The organism is Kurthia massiliensis, from assembly GCF_000285555.1.
In the GTDB taxonomy this organism is placed as follows: Bacteria; Bacillota; Bacilli; order Bacillales_A; family Planococcaceae; genus Kurthia; species Kurthia massiliensis.
In genome coordinates this window covers 92,544-109,244 of record NZ_HE610998.1, presented here as the reverse complement: position 1 = coordinate 109,244, position 16,701 = coordinate 92,544, and the positions used below count along the sequence as shown (strand labels likewise).

General features: G+C 39.5%; 15 protein-coding genes. 10 read left to right on the top strand and 5 right to left on the bottom strand.

The genetic code is table 11. The annotated features are described in order from the left end of the window. Positions 1 to 12: 12 nt before the first annotated feature. Both KMHG_RS08140 and KMHG_RS18370 read right to left on the bottom strand, forming a co-directional pair. Positions 13 to 348: a thioredoxin family protein gene (locus KMHG_RS08140; RefSeq protein ID WP_010288575.1), complete on the bottom strand. Its 336-nt coding sequence runs from the start codon at positions 346 to 348 to the stop codon at positions 13 to 15. 100 nt (positions 349 to 448) lie between these two features. Beyond that, positions 449 to 2,140 (bottom strand): DUF5776 domain-containing protein, encoded by a 1,692-nt coding sequence (locus tag KMHG_RS18370; RefSeq protein ID WP_010288573.1) that lies wholly within the window; start codon positions 2,138 to 2,140, stop codon positions 449 to 451. A 316-nt stretch (positions 2,141 to 2,456) separates the two neighbouring features. Between KMHG_RS18370 and KMHG_RS08130 the strand changes: the two genes are divergently transcribed. The 4 genes from KMHG_RS08130 to KMHG_RS08115 all read left to right on the top strand — a co-directional run bounded on the left by KMHG_RS08130 (position 2,457) and on the right by KMHG_RS08115 (position 5,830). Then, a complete protein-coding gene (locus KMHG_RS08130; protein WP_315969400.1) occupies positions 2,457 to 3,149 on the top strand; it encodes a metal-binding protein in 693 nt (230 codons plus the stop codon). Positions 3,150 to 3,238: 89 nt separating this feature from the next. Continuing rightward, a complete protein-coding gene (locus KMHG_RS08125) occupies positions 3,239 to 3,646 on the top strand; it encodes a hypothetical protein (protein ID WP_010288571.1) in 408 nt (135 codons plus the stop codon). 276 nt (positions 3,647 to 3,922) lie between these two features. After that, on the top strand, positions 3,923 to 4,060 hold the full coding sequence (locus tag KMHG_RS19065; RefSeq protein ID WP_154647365.1) for a hypothetical protein: 138 nt from the start codon (positions 3,923 to 3,925) through the stop codon (positions 4,058 to 4,060). A 123-nt stretch (positions 4,061 to 4,183) separates the two neighbouring features. After that, on the top strand, positions 4,184 to 5,830 hold the full coding sequence (locus KMHG_RS08115) for a collagen-binding domain-containing protein (RefSeq protein ID WP_147608134.1): 1,647 nt from the start codon (positions 4,184 to 4,186) through the stop codon (positions 5,828 to 5,830). A 50-nt stretch (positions 5,831 to 5,880) separates the two neighbouring features. On the opposite strand, the gene KMHG_RS08110 is transcribed toward KMHG_RS08115, so the two are convergent. Together KMHG_RS08110 and KMHG_RS08105 are read right to left on the bottom strand one after the other, a co-directional pair. Then, on the bottom strand, positions 5,881 to 6,249 hold the full coding sequence (locus KMHG_RS08110) for a DUF4181 domain-containing protein (protein ID WP_010288569.1): 369 nt from the start codon (positions 6,247 to 6,249) through the stop codon (positions 5,881 to 5,883). Positions 6,250 to 6,322: 73 nt separating this feature from the next. After that, entirely contained in the window at positions 6,323 to 7,288 is a 966-nt protein-coding gene (locus KMHG_RS08105) for a S66 family peptidase (protein WP_010288568.1), read from the bottom strand. A gap of 75 nt (positions 7,289 to 7,363) precedes the next feature. Between KMHG_RS08105 and KMHG_RS08100 the strand changes: the two genes are divergently transcribed. Continuing rightward, positions 7,364 to 7,729 carry a DUF4181 domain-containing protein gene (locus KMHG_RS08100; RefSeq protein ID WP_010288567.1) on the top strand — a complete coding sequence of 122 codons (366 nt, stop codon included), beginning with the start codon at positions 7,364 to 7,366 and terminating at the stop codon, positions 7,727 to 7,729. Positions 7,730 to 7,774: 45 nt separating this feature from the next. Here the strand turns inward: KMHG_RS08100 and KMHG_RS08095 are convergent, their stop codons facing one another. Then, positions 7,775 to 9,757: a bifunctional 2',3'-cyclic-nucleotide 2'-phosphodiesterase/3'-nucleotidase gene (locus KMHG_RS08095; protein ID WP_010288566.1), complete on the bottom strand. Its 1,983-nt coding sequence runs from the start codon at positions 9,755 to 9,757 to the stop codon at positions 7,775 to 7,777. Positions 9,758 to 10,022: 265 nt separating this feature from the next. On the opposite strand from KMHG_RS08095, the gene KMHG_RS08090 reads away from it, so the two are divergent. The 5 genes from KMHG_RS08090 to KMHG_RS08070 all read left to right on the top strand — a co-directional run bounded on the left by KMHG_RS08090 (position 10,023) and on the right by KMHG_RS08070 (position 16,683). Further along, the gene (locus KMHG_RS08090) at positions 10,023 to 10,913 is read left to right on the top strand and encodes a hypothetical protein (protein WP_010288564.1); all 891 of its coding nucleotides are present in this window, start codon (positions 10,023 to 10,025) and stop codon (positions 10,911 to 10,913) included. 176 nt (positions 10,914 to 11,089) lie between these two features. Continuing rightward, positions 11,090 to 12,199: a polysaccharide deacetylase family protein gene (locus KMHG_RS08085; RefSeq protein ID WP_084761429.1), complete on the top strand. Its 1,110-nt coding sequence runs from the start codon at positions 11,090 to 11,092 to the stop codon at positions 12,197 to 12,199. A 96-nt stretch (positions 12,200 to 12,295) separates the two neighbouring features. After that, the gene (locus tag KMHG_RS08080; protein WP_010288561.1) at positions 12,296 to 13,036 is read left to right on the top strand and encodes an alpha/beta hydrolase; all 741 of its coding nucleotides are present in this window, start codon (positions 12,296 to 12,298) and stop codon (positions 13,034 to 13,036) included. 136 nt (positions 13,037 to 13,172) lie between these two features. Further along, positions 13,173 to 14,903 (top strand): ABC transporter ATP-binding protein, encoded by a 1,731-nt coding sequence (locus KMHG_RS08075; protein ID WP_010288560.1) that lies wholly within the window; start codon positions 13,173 to 13,175, stop codon positions 14,901 to 14,903. Continuing rightward, positions 14,896 to 16,683, top strand: a complete 1,788-nt coding sequence (locus KMHG_RS08070) for an ABC transporter ATP-binding protein (protein ID WP_010288559.1) — start codon at positions 14,896 to 14,898, stop codon at positions 16,681 to 16,683. The genes KMHG_RS08075 and KMHG_RS08070 overlap by 8 nt, the downstream gene beginning before the upstream one ends. Positions 16,684 to 16,701 lie beyond the last annotated feature (18 nt).

Sequence of the window (16,701 nt, the reverse complement as noted above, 5' to 3'; positions counted from 1 at the left end):
CACACCTCTTTTTTATGCTTTTGAAGCTTCTTCTAATTCTGCAAGTAACATCGTACGTAGCTGGTCATATGGAATATGGCCGACAAGCGGCTCGTACATCGCGTCGTTCATAATAACACGTGTATGTGGAATACCCATCACATCAAATTTCTCTGAGATTTCTGGGTGGTCATCAACGTTTACTTTTAATACTTGAATATCATCGACTTCATCTTCGAGTTGTTCTAACACTTCTGCGAACATGCGGCAAGGTCCGCACCATGTTGCCCAAAAGTTCAGTACGACCATTTTATTGTTTTCGACTTGTTCATTGATTTGTTGTGGACTTGTTACATGAATAATTGACATAGAAATGTCCCCCTAGTGGCTTTGTTTAAACAAGCTGTATCATAGCATTGCACTTTTATTTACGCAATTAAAATGCCCCGCAATAAGCGAGGCATGTAGATTATTCAAATTTTGTTTTGTACGCGCTCACGTAAAGACCATCTGCCGTTTTAAAGCGTGGTACGCCGTTTTGTGAGAACTCGATATCAGCGATTGATAATGTTGTACCGACTGGTAATGTTTCGACTTTTTTCGTTAAGTCTACATCGCTAAATGAAGAAATCGATTTTACAGTCGTTACTTTTTCAGGTACATCTGATGTGTAGTAGTAGTTTTTCACATCTAATGGAACAGGTAAAACATGTGATTTTAAGGATGTCATATATTTACCTGTATTCGTCACAAGGCGTGGTGTCCCTGCTTCTGTATATTCGATATGGTCAATGACGAATGTACGGTCGATACCATAATCTTTATATACTTTTTTACAAGCTAAATCGTTATAAAGTGTTAAATCTTGTAATGTTAACACGCGTTCAGGAACGTCTGTCACATAGTTTTCGATATCTGCACGCACTTTTTGAACGTAAGAACGGTTCGCTGAAATGAAGTGACCGTTGCTTAATTCAAGACGTGGTGTACCACCATCTGTTAATTCAATGCCAGTGATTTCTACTGTGTCGCCTTTTAACATCGTTGCTACTTTCGTATCGTCATTAAAATCAACGCTATCGTATACAGAGACGTTTTTATTTAAAATAACTTTTTCAGGGTTGTTGTAGTAGAAGTTTTCATAACTTGCTGTAATTTTGTCCATGTAGCTTTTGTTCGCTGAAATATATTTATTCGTACCGATTTTTAGACGAGGCACGCCGCTTGCTGTATAAGCGATACCTTGTACTTCTACAACGGTACCTTTATCTAACGTACGGATTTTGACATCATCGGTAAATGATGTTGTTTTATATACGCCAGCACTCTTCTTAAGAAGAACGTATTTGGGATTACTCGTGAAGTATTTTGATGTATCTACATCATTGTTACTAGCTTGTGTCACAAGTGTTGATTTACCACGAATATCGTTTAAATCATTTGATGGGTTTAGGCGGTTCATATCTACATAACCACTAATCCCACTGACGATACCTCGGTCTGTATATTGCCATAAATCATATTTGTAAGATGGCGCACTAGAGCCGTAACGTGGAATCCATACGAAATCAGCTTTCGATGTATCTAAGTTTAATGTGTTATATAAATGATGGGCAATATATAAACCGACTTTCTTATCGGTATATTTACGTAATTCATCGACATATGCATTAATGATTGTACGCATGCTCTCGCCTGATTTACCTGTTAATTCTTCAACATCAATGACATACATTTGTGCAGATTTATCAGCGCGATTGTAGAAATCACGTGCTTCTTGACGTGCGTCGCTACTTGAAATGGCTAAACTATATGAATAAACACCAAATGGCACGCCGTTCGCTTTTGCTTGTGCCTCATATGTACGATGCATATAATCTTCTACTGAGCTACCGTATTGTGTACGAATAATGGCGAAATCAACTGTTTTGGCTACTTTTGACCAGTCGATATTTCCTTGCCATTTTGATACGTCAATAATCGTTTCGTCTGTAGACATCGTGCGTAACTTCGTCGTATCTGTTACGTAAGGTGTTCCTTCCCATTCAACCGTACTATCTGGCTTTGCGGGTGATAATGTTTCAGCATTTGCCATCGTTGGCATGACGAACGCTGATGTTAATAATGCAGCAGCGCTTGCTTTTTTCAATATATTTTTCATGAGTGACCTCCAAAGTTTCAATTCATAACTTTATAACTCTGTCAGTATAGCAAAGGGATAAGACACTACCGTTTTATTTTTATGACAAAATAATATCAATGTTATTTTAAGTTTATTACGATAATATGATTTTTGTTAAAAAAGTAACATAACGTGACCTGTAATTGTCCATGACTATGATAGCGACACGTAAACGGATGTTCGCTCGGTTCCTATTTGATTCAAATAAGTATTTTGTTTAAAATTGAAAGCGAACATATGTTCAAAATTGTTAAAAGGCGTTATAATAGGTATAAATCTAACAATAGTAGAAAGTGTGTTGGCTGTGGCTTCAGGAAAGACCCACGACCGCGTCAATAGTATATTCATTACGATCTTGGTGCTGGTTTTATTTTTTTATAATCTGATTAACGATATCAGCATCCTTTATTTTGTTTTAGGTTTTATGATTGGGACATTTTATTTAGGCCCCGATCTTGATTTGCGCAGTAACTTATATTATCGCTGGGGTGCGCTACGTTTCATTTGGCATCCTTATCATAAATTGTTATCACATCGCTCACTGTGGAGTCATTTTCCACTTTTAAGTGATGTTGTGCGATACATTTGGATCGGTATGATGTACTTCGTCTTTTTCTTATCTCCATACGTCGTTTCTAAATATGTATTGGAAGATATGCATTACATGAACGCTGCGTATTTATTATTAACAATCGCAGTTGTCTTATATGTCAATGCAACGAAAAATAAACTACCGAAGAAATATCGCAAAAAAGGGTTACATCTTGATTTTGGCGGTGTCGTGCTCATTTTATTTATTTTAAACAGCGCGCACGCCCTCATGTATGGTTATCCGTTTTTTATTGAAGCGAAATATACAACACTTCAGCAAGAACTTAGCAGCTTATGGGATAAATTTAGCATTTTCTTTATAGGAAATGTACTTGCAACAACCCTTCATTCGTTACTTGATATGATTTATTCAAGTGTGAAAAAGTGGAAAAAATAATAACATTGAATGATCATCGAACGAAAAGTATATAGAAACATAATAAATGAAAAACACTTAATGATTCATTGAAGAACGGAGTGAGTGCAATGAGCAAACAACAAATGTTTGAGTTATACACAGCACAAATTATTACACGCACAGAAGCAGAAATGAGTGAAGAAGCATACCATCAAGCGATTACGAATATTGCAACGCAAGATTTTCACGATGGTGTTTATGCCACTGCGCGTTACGAAGCGTTAAAACGTAGTTATTTGTCTGTCATTGCACCAGATCGGAAAGGTGCGATTGCACATATCATGGAATTGCCTATGATGAAAAACCGTACGTTACAAACGATGAAATTACAAGATAGTTTTGGCCATGATATGTTGAAGTATGATGTGAAAACAGGCTGGGAACCAATTTTAACGCCACCTGAAATGGAACGGGCGATTGAATTCCACGCTTTATATGAGACAACATGGTATGCTTTACAGCAACATGTTTGTTAAAAAAAGCAACGCTCTTCGGGGCGTCGCTTTTTTTATGTATTTTAAATAAAGAAAAAAATTAGCTTAAAGCGCACTTATTTGTAAAATTTAGTATAATTAATAAATGTTTTATATCTATATAATTTTTAATTATTTTTTAGAATAACGATTCATTTATCAAATATACCTATTTTTATAATGACATAAGTTGTTTTTTGTCTAGAATAGTAAGTACTAACTTATAAATACTTTCGAGACATGATATAGATAAAAACAATTGAAAAGGATATGAAGAAAATGAAAAAACCACTTTATCGCGCATCAGTAGCGGCAATCGTTTTAACAGCAATGACAGCGAATATGAATATGAATGCTTTTGCGGAAGAAATTGAAGCACCGCAAGTAAACGAACAACAAACAACAGCGTCTTTATAAACAGAGACACCTCATACTACTGAAACAACAGAAGTACAAACGGAAACAGAAGCACCAGCTGAAGTAACCGAATCTACAAAAGTACAAGTACCAACAACGGACACCGTGCCTGAAAAAACAGATGTGCCAACAGAAAAAACAGCAGCACCAGCTGCAGTTGAAGCAGAAGTACAAACAGAAACAACAAAACCGGTTGAGGAAGCGGTTGAAAAAACAACTGTTGCACCGACAGAAACGACGAAAACGGAGGCACCTCAACAAGTAGAACGTGTGCAAGTAGAGGCAGAAACACCTAAAAAAGAAGCAACACAAGCAACGAATAAAGTGCAGACACCAGTTGTCGCAAGTGGTGATGTGAAAGAAGATATTAAACAAAAAGTACACACAGATCCAGACGAAAACATGTTAGGTATTGCGCAAAATTTCCATATTTTCGCCAATGAAGCAAATTTAAAAACGCATACAGATGGGAACGTAGCGACAAAAATATTAACAGGTGGCAATGCGAATTTCGGTACGAATATTAAATCAGACAATGATTATAAAAATAAAATCGGTGACATTTCATATATTCAATCTGTCGCACCAAACGTGAAAATTCAAAGTTCATCAGGTGTCGCAGAACGAGATACATTATTAGTTGTCGGTAAAGATATTGCTGTTACAACGACTGACCATGATAGTGCATATGTGTTGGATGGTCAAAAAATGGATCACTTCAAACAAATTGCACAAGATCAAGATGGCACAACATATATCGATTTTGAAAAAGAATTTTCACAGTTATGTGCAGTATCTCAAAGTCTTTCAAATGGTAAAACAGAAGCTGCTGTCTTATCACGTCAAGGTTTTGACTACACATTAGATTTATCAACATATGAACAACAAGATGGCAAAATTGTATTAAATTTAGATGCGAAAGATTTAACAGACCAATCTGGAGACTTAATTATTGCGGGAATCCCTGAAGGTGTGCCTGTTATTGTGAACGTAAAATCTGGCACCGAACAACAAAAATTAGATGTTCAGAAAAAAATCGTTTTAAAATATGCAGACGGTTCAACACGTACGAACCAAGAAACAGAAAACTTTACAGACTCAACGATTTTATGGAACTTTGAAAGCTTTGGTGGCTTAATCCATTTAAATCGCGAATGGCAAGGAACGATTTTAGCGACAGATGCAACGTTATCAGGGAATTCAAATATTGATGGTTTCATTATCGTTGATAAATTTTTAGGTGCAGGAGAAACACACCGTTGGGATTTTCAAGGTAAAAACCCAATATCTGAACAACCAACAGAAGAAGTGACACCGGACCCAGAGCTAGACCCAGAAGTAACACCAGATCCAGAAACATCAGAACAGCCGACGGAAGAAGTACCGGTTCATCCAGAAGTAGACAAACCTGTAGAAACACCGCAAGAACATCAACCGGTAGTAGATTCGTCACCTGAAACACCAGCAGTAGAAACAGAGGAAGCTGTCACAACGATTGAAAAAACACCAGCAACAACTGCAGATAACACGACGGTGACAGAAAAAACAGAAACGGTTGTATGGACACCGAAAACAGTACCGGCGACTGTGGCGACACCAGCAACAACGTCAACAATGACAGCAGTAGAAAATACAACACCAACAACAGAAACATCAACAAACGTAGGATTACCACAAACAGGTGAACATACGGCAACGACTGTAGGTATTGGCTTAGGTGCTTTACTAGCAGGTGCAGCTGCACTTCTGTTTGGTCGTCGTAAAAAATAACATGTATTAAAAAAAGCGTCCTGACATAAAATGTCGGACGCTTTTTTGCGTTAGAACGATAAGATTGCTGGATTAAAGTACAAAATGACGATCGCTGCTAAGCCGTAGAAAACGAGGAAAAAAATATTGACAACGTGCTCGCGTGCTTGGCGAATATATTTGAATTGCATAATAATGTCGAAAATGTACTGAATAAAAATAACGGCTAAAAATAACCATAATACGTGGTAGCTCGTCGTGAAGCTGACGATCACTAAAATGATGAGTGCTACGAGTAAAATGTTCTTACCGATTCTATGTACGTTGTTGACAGGCGCAATGGATAAAACCGTTTTTGGTACACGGAATTGTTTACGCACAGCAATTTCTAAAATATAGGATGTAATCCATAAAATCAGAATGGTGAATAAAAAGTTCATAAGGACCTCCTCTTTCTACTATATATTATAGTCGAGAAAGATTTCAGTCGTCCACAAAACAGGGTAGGTACGACTAAAAACGCCAAAATTGAATTGACGGTTCATCGGTACATACTTTGACCGTACCACCAATCGGCAATGTAAACATTGATTGCGTATGACCGAAATCGACGTCGTACATGACCGGAATTGTTTGAAGAAGCGGTATTTTATTAAGAATATAAAGAAGTGATTCTTCGGACATTTGGGCCTCGCGTTGGAAGCGGCCAATGATGAGCGCTTTTACTTCGTGAACGCTTTGAAGTAAGGATACGAGATTACGCGTGAATTCTTTTGGAGATGTTGAAGCATCATCTTCTACGAACAACACTTTTCCATCAAAACCAGTAGGCATGAAAGGTGTGCCTTGTAATAAGTTTAGCGTACATAAGTTGCCACCAAACACTTGACCACATGCTTCTCCTGCAGTAAAGACTTTCCATTTCGTTTGTTCGAAGCGACGTGTTTCTTGGTCGATAAACCATTCGTCATCACTCCAATAAGAAGACGGTTTCACAATATATTGTTCAGAAGTCAGACATTTCAGAAAATTTTGCTCATGATAGTTTCGACCTTTTTGAATTTGGAACGTCGAGAAATGTGGACCTACATATGTGATCAAACCGGTTTTAGTTGTAATCGCTGTTGTAAGTGCGGTAATATCACTATAGCCACACACAATTTTTGGGTTTTGTTTGATCAGATGATAGTCTAAATGAGGTAGTAGCTCATTGCTATTGTAGCCACCAATTACGGTTAAAATTGCTTTGACCTTCGGATCTTGAAAGGCCTCATGGATATCTTCAACACGATGCTCAACAGATGAAGTATCATGGAGGTCAGACTCGTAGATGTGTTTGCCAAAGGTGACGATAAAACCGAGTTCTTCTAATCGCGCTTTTGCTTGTGCGATGCCATGTTCCCCTAAAATGGCTGCGCTCGTGCTCGGTGCGATGACGCGAATTTCGTCACCTTGTTGTAGTTTCGATGGTATGATCAAAGAAACGCCCCCCTTATAAAGTTGTTGTAAATATTTTTAGTATATAGATAAATGTAAAGGAGCACAATGGGACAGATGGATTTAATGGCTTGGATTTTGTTTTTTATATTAGCAGTGCTCATCATGGTTGTCATCACAAAATTTGTGACGAAAAAATATAATATTCCGCGACAACCAGCGGGGAAATACGTACATGTGAACATTTGGCAAAAGCAGTTAGAGCGCATGTTATATATCGTATTTTTAATCGTCTTAATGATTGAAATGTTCATCATTCAAAATACGCGTCCGTGGTCGATTTATGGATTTTTAATTTTCTTCGTCGGCTCACGCATGTTTTTCGAATATCGTTATCGTCGACAATTGAAACAATATATTATTTACGGTGTGACACTCGTTTATATGCTCGTCTTCTTTTTAATTATCGACAAAATTGGGTAAATGAAAAAGCTTCGCTGCCTTGGCAACGAAGCTTTTTTGTGTGTATTATTTTGATAAATCGATTGTGAAAATACCGAAGCCGCGCTCATCTTTTTTACCTGTATATTGATATGGGCTATCAGTTGTTAAATAATGTTCACCTTTTGGAGAAGATGTAAATGTAACTTTCGGTTTACCGTCGATTTTCGCAAGTGACCAGTTGTTATCTGCTGTTGGGACGATTTCTTTTTGTTCTGTAATGTAGTCCATTAATACTTGGCGGTTTTCATCTTGACTATCGACAACGACTGGGCTATTTTTCAGGCCAGGGAAATTACCGCCACCTGTTGCACGGTAGTTGTTTGTCACGACGATAAATTGTTGTGTTTCATCAATTGGTTGACCGTTATACATTAAGTTTTTCACACGGTTTGCGGATGGGTTGATTAACATGCCATCTACGTCATATTTAGACGGTTGAGTGACATCAATTTCGTATGTCACGCCATCGATCACATCGTAGTTGTATGGACGGAAATCTGGATTGATAAGCGCTTGTTCTTCTGTTTTCGTTGGATCAATTTGGTTGAATTGACCTGCTGAACGCTCTAACCATTCTTTCACCGTCGCACCGCTTACTTGTACGGCTTTTAACGTATTATCGTATAAGTAAAGGTCGGCAGCGCTACGAATTGTTAAGCCACCTTGTAAAATTTCCGTAAATTCTTCAGCACCGTTACGGCCCGCTTTAAACGGTGCACCTGCTGATAAAATTGGTAATTTGTTTAATGTCTCATCGTTCGCAACGACTTTTTCAACGTACCATTTTTGTGCATTCGTCACGACTTGAATCGATGGATCATCTTTCACGACTGCGAAGAAGCTATGAATCGCATCTGTTGTCGTACCGATTGGTGTGTTGACGTATTCGATAGTCCCTTCATGCGCTTTTTTCACAGCAGCTGTCACTGTTTTCGCGGCGCGTTTGTCTTTCGCATCTCGTGTATGTGATGTAGCAGATACGACTTTCCACTTGTTCGTTTTCGTTTGTTTTAAACTTAAGTCGATGACGCCAAGTTGCGCGCCACCGTAACCAGCTTGTACTGCTGCAACGCCGTTAATTGTCCCTTTTTCAAGGTTGATGCCAGGTAGTAAGTTGCCATCTTTGTCTTTAAATGAGCTGCTTAATGAAGCAACATCTTTCGTTGGGAACACTTGGTGGGTATGTGAGAACGTTACAGCATCGATATCTTTCACTTTTGTTAATGCATAAATAACGTCTTCATTATTTGTAACATCGCTGTTGAAGCCAGAGTGTGCCATTGCGATGACAACATCCGCACCTTTTTTCTTCATTTCAGGCACGTATTTTTTCGCTGTTTCAACGATATCTTTCGTTTTCACTTTGCCTGTTAAGTTTGCAGCGTCCCAGTTCATAATTTGTGGTGCGACAAAACCGATATAACCGACTTTAATCGTATGTGATTTGCCTTTCGCATCTTTCACTTTTTTCTTCATAATTGTATATGGTGTAAATTTATGTTTATCGTTTTTATCATTTTGATCGTGGTCATCGACGTAAACGTTTGCATTAACACGTTTGAAGTTTGCATCGTTATACACTTCTTTTAAATAGCCAAGACCGTAGTTGAATTCGTGGTTACCATATGTTGCGACATCATAACGCATTGCGTTCATCGCCGCAATTGACGGATGAACTTCCCCTTTTTTCACGCGTTGCACTTTCGCTTTAAATGTACCAAGTGGTGTACCTTGAATCGTATCCCCGTTGTCTACTAAAATATTGTTTTTGTTTTCTTTGCGGGCTTCATGTACGAGCGTTGCTGTTTTCACAAGACCGACGCTATCAGAAGCGGCATTTTTGTAGTAGTCATAGTTCATTAAATTCGTATGAACGTCTGTCGTTTCCATAATGCGCAAATCTACATTTGCTGTCGTCGTTTTTGCATCAGCAACAGTTGGTGCAATTAAGCTCAGGCTTAGTGCTGCAGTCATTGCAATGACACTATTTTTGCGTACGTGTTTCATGTTTTTGTCCACCTTTGTGTAGTATTTGTTTACTATTGTAATATAAAGGAATTACAGTAATTTAAAAACATAAAATGAATAAAATGAGACTTTTTACACAGGTATTTTTTTCGATTTATCCGTATAAAGTTTTTGTTTTGAAATATTGTCATAAAAACTATGTATAATGAATATTTTTCCGCTACAATAAAAATATTTAGCGGTAACATCAAATTTCGCTGTAAAGTAATGACGAAATGCTACGACAAAGGAGGGACATTTAAAAATGATACGTAAAAAACTGATGTGCGGCATGCTCGCGCTCACGATGTTTGGGTGTGACGCAGCTAATGAGCAGCCAGCGAATACAGATACGGCAGTAAATGAACCGAATGAGGGGAAAGCGATGAAAAAAATGAAAGACATTCCGAAGTCAACGTGGATTTGGAATGCGTATGCTTTAGATACGTCTATTTTGTCAGATTTGAAAAAACAGCATGTGAAAAAAGTGTATATCCAAATTGAAACGGAACTATCGATCGAGGACTATGCGCCATTTATTCGTGCTGCTAATAAAAAGGGAATCGACATTTATGCATTAGCGGGCGAAAGTACATGGGCGACGAATCGTAAACAAGCACGCGCGACGATGGCGTGGATTGAGCAAGCGCAACAACAAACGCAGTTATTTACAGGCGTGCATTTAGATGTCGAACCGTATACGTTAAAAAGCTACAGCACGAAAAAACAGCCGATTTTAGAAAATTATTTTGAAGTGTTGAAAGAATATCGAAAAATGACAAACAGCTACAATATGCGATTAGAGGCAGACATTCCGTTTTGGTACGATGAAGAATTATATGAAAATCGCTACGGGCAAGGCAAAGTATCTGATTTTGTCATCCGTGTAACAGATGAAGTTGCCATTATGGCCTATCGCCAAAAAGCGCAGGACATTATCGACATTACAGCACACGAACGTAATTACGCGAAGAAAAAAGGGAAGACGCTAACGATTGCCGTTGAAACGCATCCATCGGAAACAGAGCCACAAGTTAGCTTTGCCAATTCAACAGTAGCTAATTTCGAAAAGCAAGTTGAAACAGTACATGCGAAAACAAATATGCCAGTCGGTATTCATTTTTTAGATTCATGGCGTAGCTTATACGATCAATAATGAGCATATAACAATTTGTTATATGCTTTTTTATATCTTTAGACTCGAATATTAAAAACTATATTTAAATGATTAAAGATAAAATCATAAGATATATGGTTCTATATAAAATAAAATTGATAAAAAAATGATCGCTTCGGGTATGTAAATAGTATCGTATATATAAAGGGGAATAAATGATGCGCTATACGTACTTACTAGGCTGTGTCGTCATGTTTATACTTATGACGAGACCGTCGTGGCAAGCCAATGCGGCCGAAGAAACAATGATTGATGATGAACAACATACGTTTTACTACGAAGTTGATGCGTCGATTGATCGCGCAACGGTAAATGGAGAGACGATTCAACTGACAGATTCCTCTGGAAGAGAGGTGGCAATAAATACAACAGTCGATGGTCATACACTTGCGATTCAACCGGTGAAACCGTTCATTAACTTTTGGACTTACACATTATCGATTACGCCGGACGTGAAAACAGTTGATGGAACATCAGTCGTTAATGAACGACAAACGACAACGGTGACGTTACAACAACCAATTGATGAAACGTCAGCAAACATTCCAGCCGTTGATCGAGATGATTATCAAGGGCAAGCACTCGTGACGTTTTCATACGATGATGGCTATGCGAATTGGATGGATTATTCTTTACCGCTTCACCAATATTACGAATTTCCAGGGACGTACAATATTATCGGACAGTATTTGTATGATGAACCGAATGATACGTATATGAGACCGAGCGCTGTATGGACAGCAGATCAACTCGGTATGGAAATTGCGTCACATACGCAACATCATGTCTTTTTACCGTCCTTATCAGATGATGACATTCGCGCTGAATTCGAACAAAGTAAAGAAGCGCTTGCGGCTATTGATATTGAATCGACAACGCTTGCTATTCCATTTTCTGCATACGATGACCGTGTGCGTGGCATTGCGAAAGACTATTTTGACGGTGTACGTGTATTAAATCATGATTATAATGATGTACAGCAATACGATGCCCATTGGTTACAATCGGTTGCGGTAACGAATACGACAACGTTTGACCATATTAAAAAATGGGTGGACGGTGCGATTGAAGACCGTGCATGGCTCATTATTATGTGGCACGATATTTATCCAGATGTTGACCGTACGATTGTCGATGATGATGCGAAAGAACGCTATGATTCAACGCCGTTATTGCTACAGCAAACGATGGAATACATTCAATCTAAACAAAAACAACAAATATTACCCGTATCTACAGCAGAAGGACTATCTTTAACGAAATAAGCGACGTCGCCTCGTGCGATTCCGCTTATTTTTTTTGTAGTCAACGCGGTCTTTTTTCGATACAATCTTTTAAAAGGTGAGAGATAGGGGAGCAACATGATTAAATTAATTACACCGAAACTGTTCTTTTACGAAGGGGACGAGCGCGCTGTTTTATTACTGCATTCATTTACGAGTACGACGAGTGATATGAAGCGCCTCGCAAAATTTTTACATAAGCAAGGGTATACGTGCTATGCGCCATTGTATCGTGGTCATGGCGAGACACCGGAAGTATTTTTACAATATACGGTGCGTGACTGGTGGGAAGATGCAAAATCGGCTTTCCATCATTTACAAGCGATGGGCTATACGAAAATCGCTGTCATTGGGTTATCACTAGGGGGCCTGTTTACGCTTAAATTAGCGGAAGAACAAGACGTACTCGGTATCGTGACGATGTCTGTACCGAATGAAGAAGCGGCGCAATTTTTGGCGCTTCGTTTTGCGCACTACGTCGAACGTACATACAAATTACTGGGCGCTTCAGATGAAGAAATCGTGGCGCAACAACGTGACTGGCAACAACAAGCGGAGCCATTGCTTGCAGAATTAGTGACACTGATTCAAGATGTGCACGCAAAAGCCCCACAAGTGAAAATGCCGAGTCGGTTACTATATGGCGGGGAAGATCGTCCGCTTTATAAATCGAGTGCAGAACATCTTGCAGAAGCACTTCATTCAGCGAATAAAGCGACGAAAATGTATCCACATGCTGGCCATTTAATGACGGTTAGTCAGGATGTGCAACAATTACAAACAGATATTTATGCGTTTTTAGAAACGTTAGATTGGTAACGAAAAAGCTGCGCTTCGGCGTAGCTTTTTTATGTGTGAGCGTATGGCTTCATAATTAGTTGGAAATGATTCTCAAGGCGGTCTTACGAAAAATGGAATTTGTATAGTATAGTAAAAAGTAGAAAGGAAGGATGTTATGGGATTTATATTTCGTTATTTAGCACCGTATAAAGCTGTCGCGATTCTTGCGCCAGTATTTATGGTGTTTGAAGTAACGATGGATTTAATTCAACCGACAATTATGCAGCATATTATTGATAACGGTATCGCAGAAGGCAATACCGCGTACGTTATTAAAATGTTTGTTTTTATGATTTTAGCTGCAATCGGTGGGCTGATTGGCGGCGTCGGCTGTTCGATTTTTGCATCACGCGCTGCCGTCAACTTTGCGACAGATTTACGTGAAGCTGTCTTTACAGCGACGATGTTTTTTTCATCGAAAAATAAACACGATATCGGTGTCGGTACGCTCATTACGAACGTAACTGGCGACGTAGAAACGTTGCAACGTGCCGTTATGATGACGTTAAAAGTATTCGTTCGTGGGCCATTACTGTTTGTTGGGGCCGTCATTATCGTGTTCTTTACAGCACGTGAATTATTTTCATTATTACTTATTATCGTACCGATTTTAATGGTACTTATTATTTTATTTACGACGTTGTCAGGCAAAGTGTTCGGACGTGTCCAAAAACAAATGGACCGCGTAAATACGTTTATGCAAGAAAATTTAGCGGGTGTACGTGTCGTTAAAGCATTCAATCGTAGTAAACATCAAATTGAACATTTTACAGCGATTAATGACAAATTGGCTGATCGCTCGATTCGTGCCGAAAAAGTTGTCGGTACGTTATCACCGCTGAGCATGTTCGTTATTAATATCGGTATGATGGCAGCCCTTTGGCTCGGCGTGATTAAAGTGGAGCAAGGCGCACTTGAAGTCGGTGTTATTTTAGCATTTATTAATTACTTAACCATTATTATGAACGGTATTATGTCGGCAAGTAACGTCTTAATTCAAATCGCGCGTGCTGTACCGAGTGCGAAGCGTGTGAAACGCGTGTTAAATACGACGACAACGATTCAAACACCTACAGAAGCGGTTACAACACCGATTCGTGGCGATATTACGTTTGAGGACGTATCATTTTATTATTACAACAAACATGAATACGTGTTAAAAGATATTTCATTCCACATAAAAGCAGGTGAAACGCTCGGTGTCATCGGTATGACAGGGAGTGGGAAGTCATCGTTAGCACGGCTCATTCCACGTCTATATGATGCCCAAAAAGGACGCGTTTTAATCGATGGTAAACCTGTCGCACAATACGATTTACAAACGCTGCGTGAGGCGATTGGTTTCGCACCGCAACAAGCGATTTTATTTTCAGGGACAGTCGCGGAGCAATTGCAGTTTGGGCGCGCGGACGCATCGTCTACACAAATGAATGAGGCGCTTGCTTCATCTGCGGCGCTTGAATTTGTCGAACGTTTTGACGATCAATTAGACCATCATATTGACCAAGGCGGACGCAATTTATCCGGCGGTCAGCGTCAACGTTTAGCGATGGCACGTGCGTTTATTCGTCAGCCGTCGATTTTAATTTTAGACGATACGACGTCTGCGGTAGATGCGGTATCTGAGCGTCAAATTCAAATGAGTATTGCGCGTGATTTTGCCGAAGCGACAAAAGTTATTATCGCCTCTAAAATTGCCTCTATTCAACATGCAGATCATATTTTAGTGTTAGAAGACGGGCATATGGTCGGTTACGGAACGCACGCAGAGTTGCTGGCAAACAATGAAGTATATCAAGAAATTGCGGCGACGCAACAACAGCAAGGAGGCGTCATTCATGAGTAGAACTGGACTTGAACGAGGCCCGCGTATTGGGAATATGAATTTTGAAAAGCCGAAAAACCAACGCTCGACAGTGAAACGTCTATGGCAATATATGCAAAAGCAACGTATCGGGATTATGATTGCGTCGATTACTGTATTCGTCGCGACGATGCTAAAAATTGCAGGGCCATGGTTAATCGGCTATATCATTGACCATTACATTATGAAGCTCGACATTGAAGGTACGGTGAAAATGTCGCTCGTCCTCGGTGCTACGTATATCGCACTCTTTATCGTGACGTACATTCAAACTGTCGTCATGATTCATGTGGCGCAAAAAACGATTAAACGTCTGCGTCGCAAGCTCTTTAAAAAAATTCAAGTGTTGCCGCTTCGTTTCTTTGACGGTCGTCAGCAAGGGGATTTAATGAGCCGCGTGACGAATGACGTGGATACACTTAATATGGCATTAACGCAAAGTGTGACGCAAATTTTAACGGCTGTTTTAACGATTGTTGGAACGACGGTGGCGATTTTTTGGCTTGATTGGCGTTTAGCACTTGTCGTGTTAACGGTCATTCCGTTAATCGTCTTTTTATCAAAACAAATAATTAAACGTTCAAGCGTCAACTATCGTGCGCGTCAAAAAGCGCTTGGCGGCGTCAACGGTTATATTGAAGAGTCACTAAGTGCGTCAGAAGTCGTGACATTATTTGGCAAAGAGTACGAGCACATTGCGGCATTTAAAGAAAAAAATGAACAGCTGCGTCATGCGGCCGTGCGCGCTGAAACGGTTTCAGGCTTTATGGGACCGATTAACAATGCGATGAATAACGTCGGCCTTGGCCTTGTGATCGGTGTCGGTGCGATTCTCGCTGTAAAAGGCTATACGACGGTCGGTGTCATCGCAGCATTCGTGACGTACACACGCCAATTTTTCCAACCAATCAATCAGTTATCGAACTTACTGAATACGTTCCAATCAGCGATCGCTGGTGCGGAGCGCGTATTTGAGGTCATTGATGAAGACGAAGAGCAATTAGAAGATCCGTCGAAAAAACGTGTCGAAAAACTGCATGGTGATGTGACGTTCGATCATGTTCATTTTGAATACGAAGCGAATAGACCGATTTTAAAAGACATTTCATTTACGGCGAAGTCTGGCGATATGATTGCATTCGTCGGTCCGACCGGTTCAGGAAAAACGACGATTATTAATTTATTGTCGCGCTTCTATGATCCAAAAGCAGGGACGATTACGATTGATGGCACAAATATTCAAGACTATGAACTGTCTAATTTACGTGACCATATCGGCGTCGTATTGCAAGATACGTATTTATTTAGTGGTACGATTCGGGATAATATCCGATTCGGTCGTTTAGATGCGACGGATGAGGAAGTCGAGCGTGCAGCAGAAATTGCGTATGCGCATCAATTTATTCGTCATTTGCCGGCGCAATATGATACACAAATTACGTCAGGTGGGACAAACTTAAGTCAAGGGCAACGACAATTGCTGGCGATTGCGCGTGCGATTTTAGAAGATCCTGATATTTTAATTTTAGATGAAGCAACTTCAAACGTCGATACACGTACCGAAGTGCATATTCAAAAAGGGTTGCAAAATTTAATGAACGGTCGCACGAGCTTTGTCATTGCGCACCGTTTAAAAACGATTGAACAAGCAGACCAAATTTTCGTACTGCAACAAGGGGAAGTGAAAGAGCATGGGACCCATCATGAATTGATGCAAACGAATAGCTTCTACTATACGATGCAGACGAAATTAGCACGTTAATCGTAGGCAGCACTACAT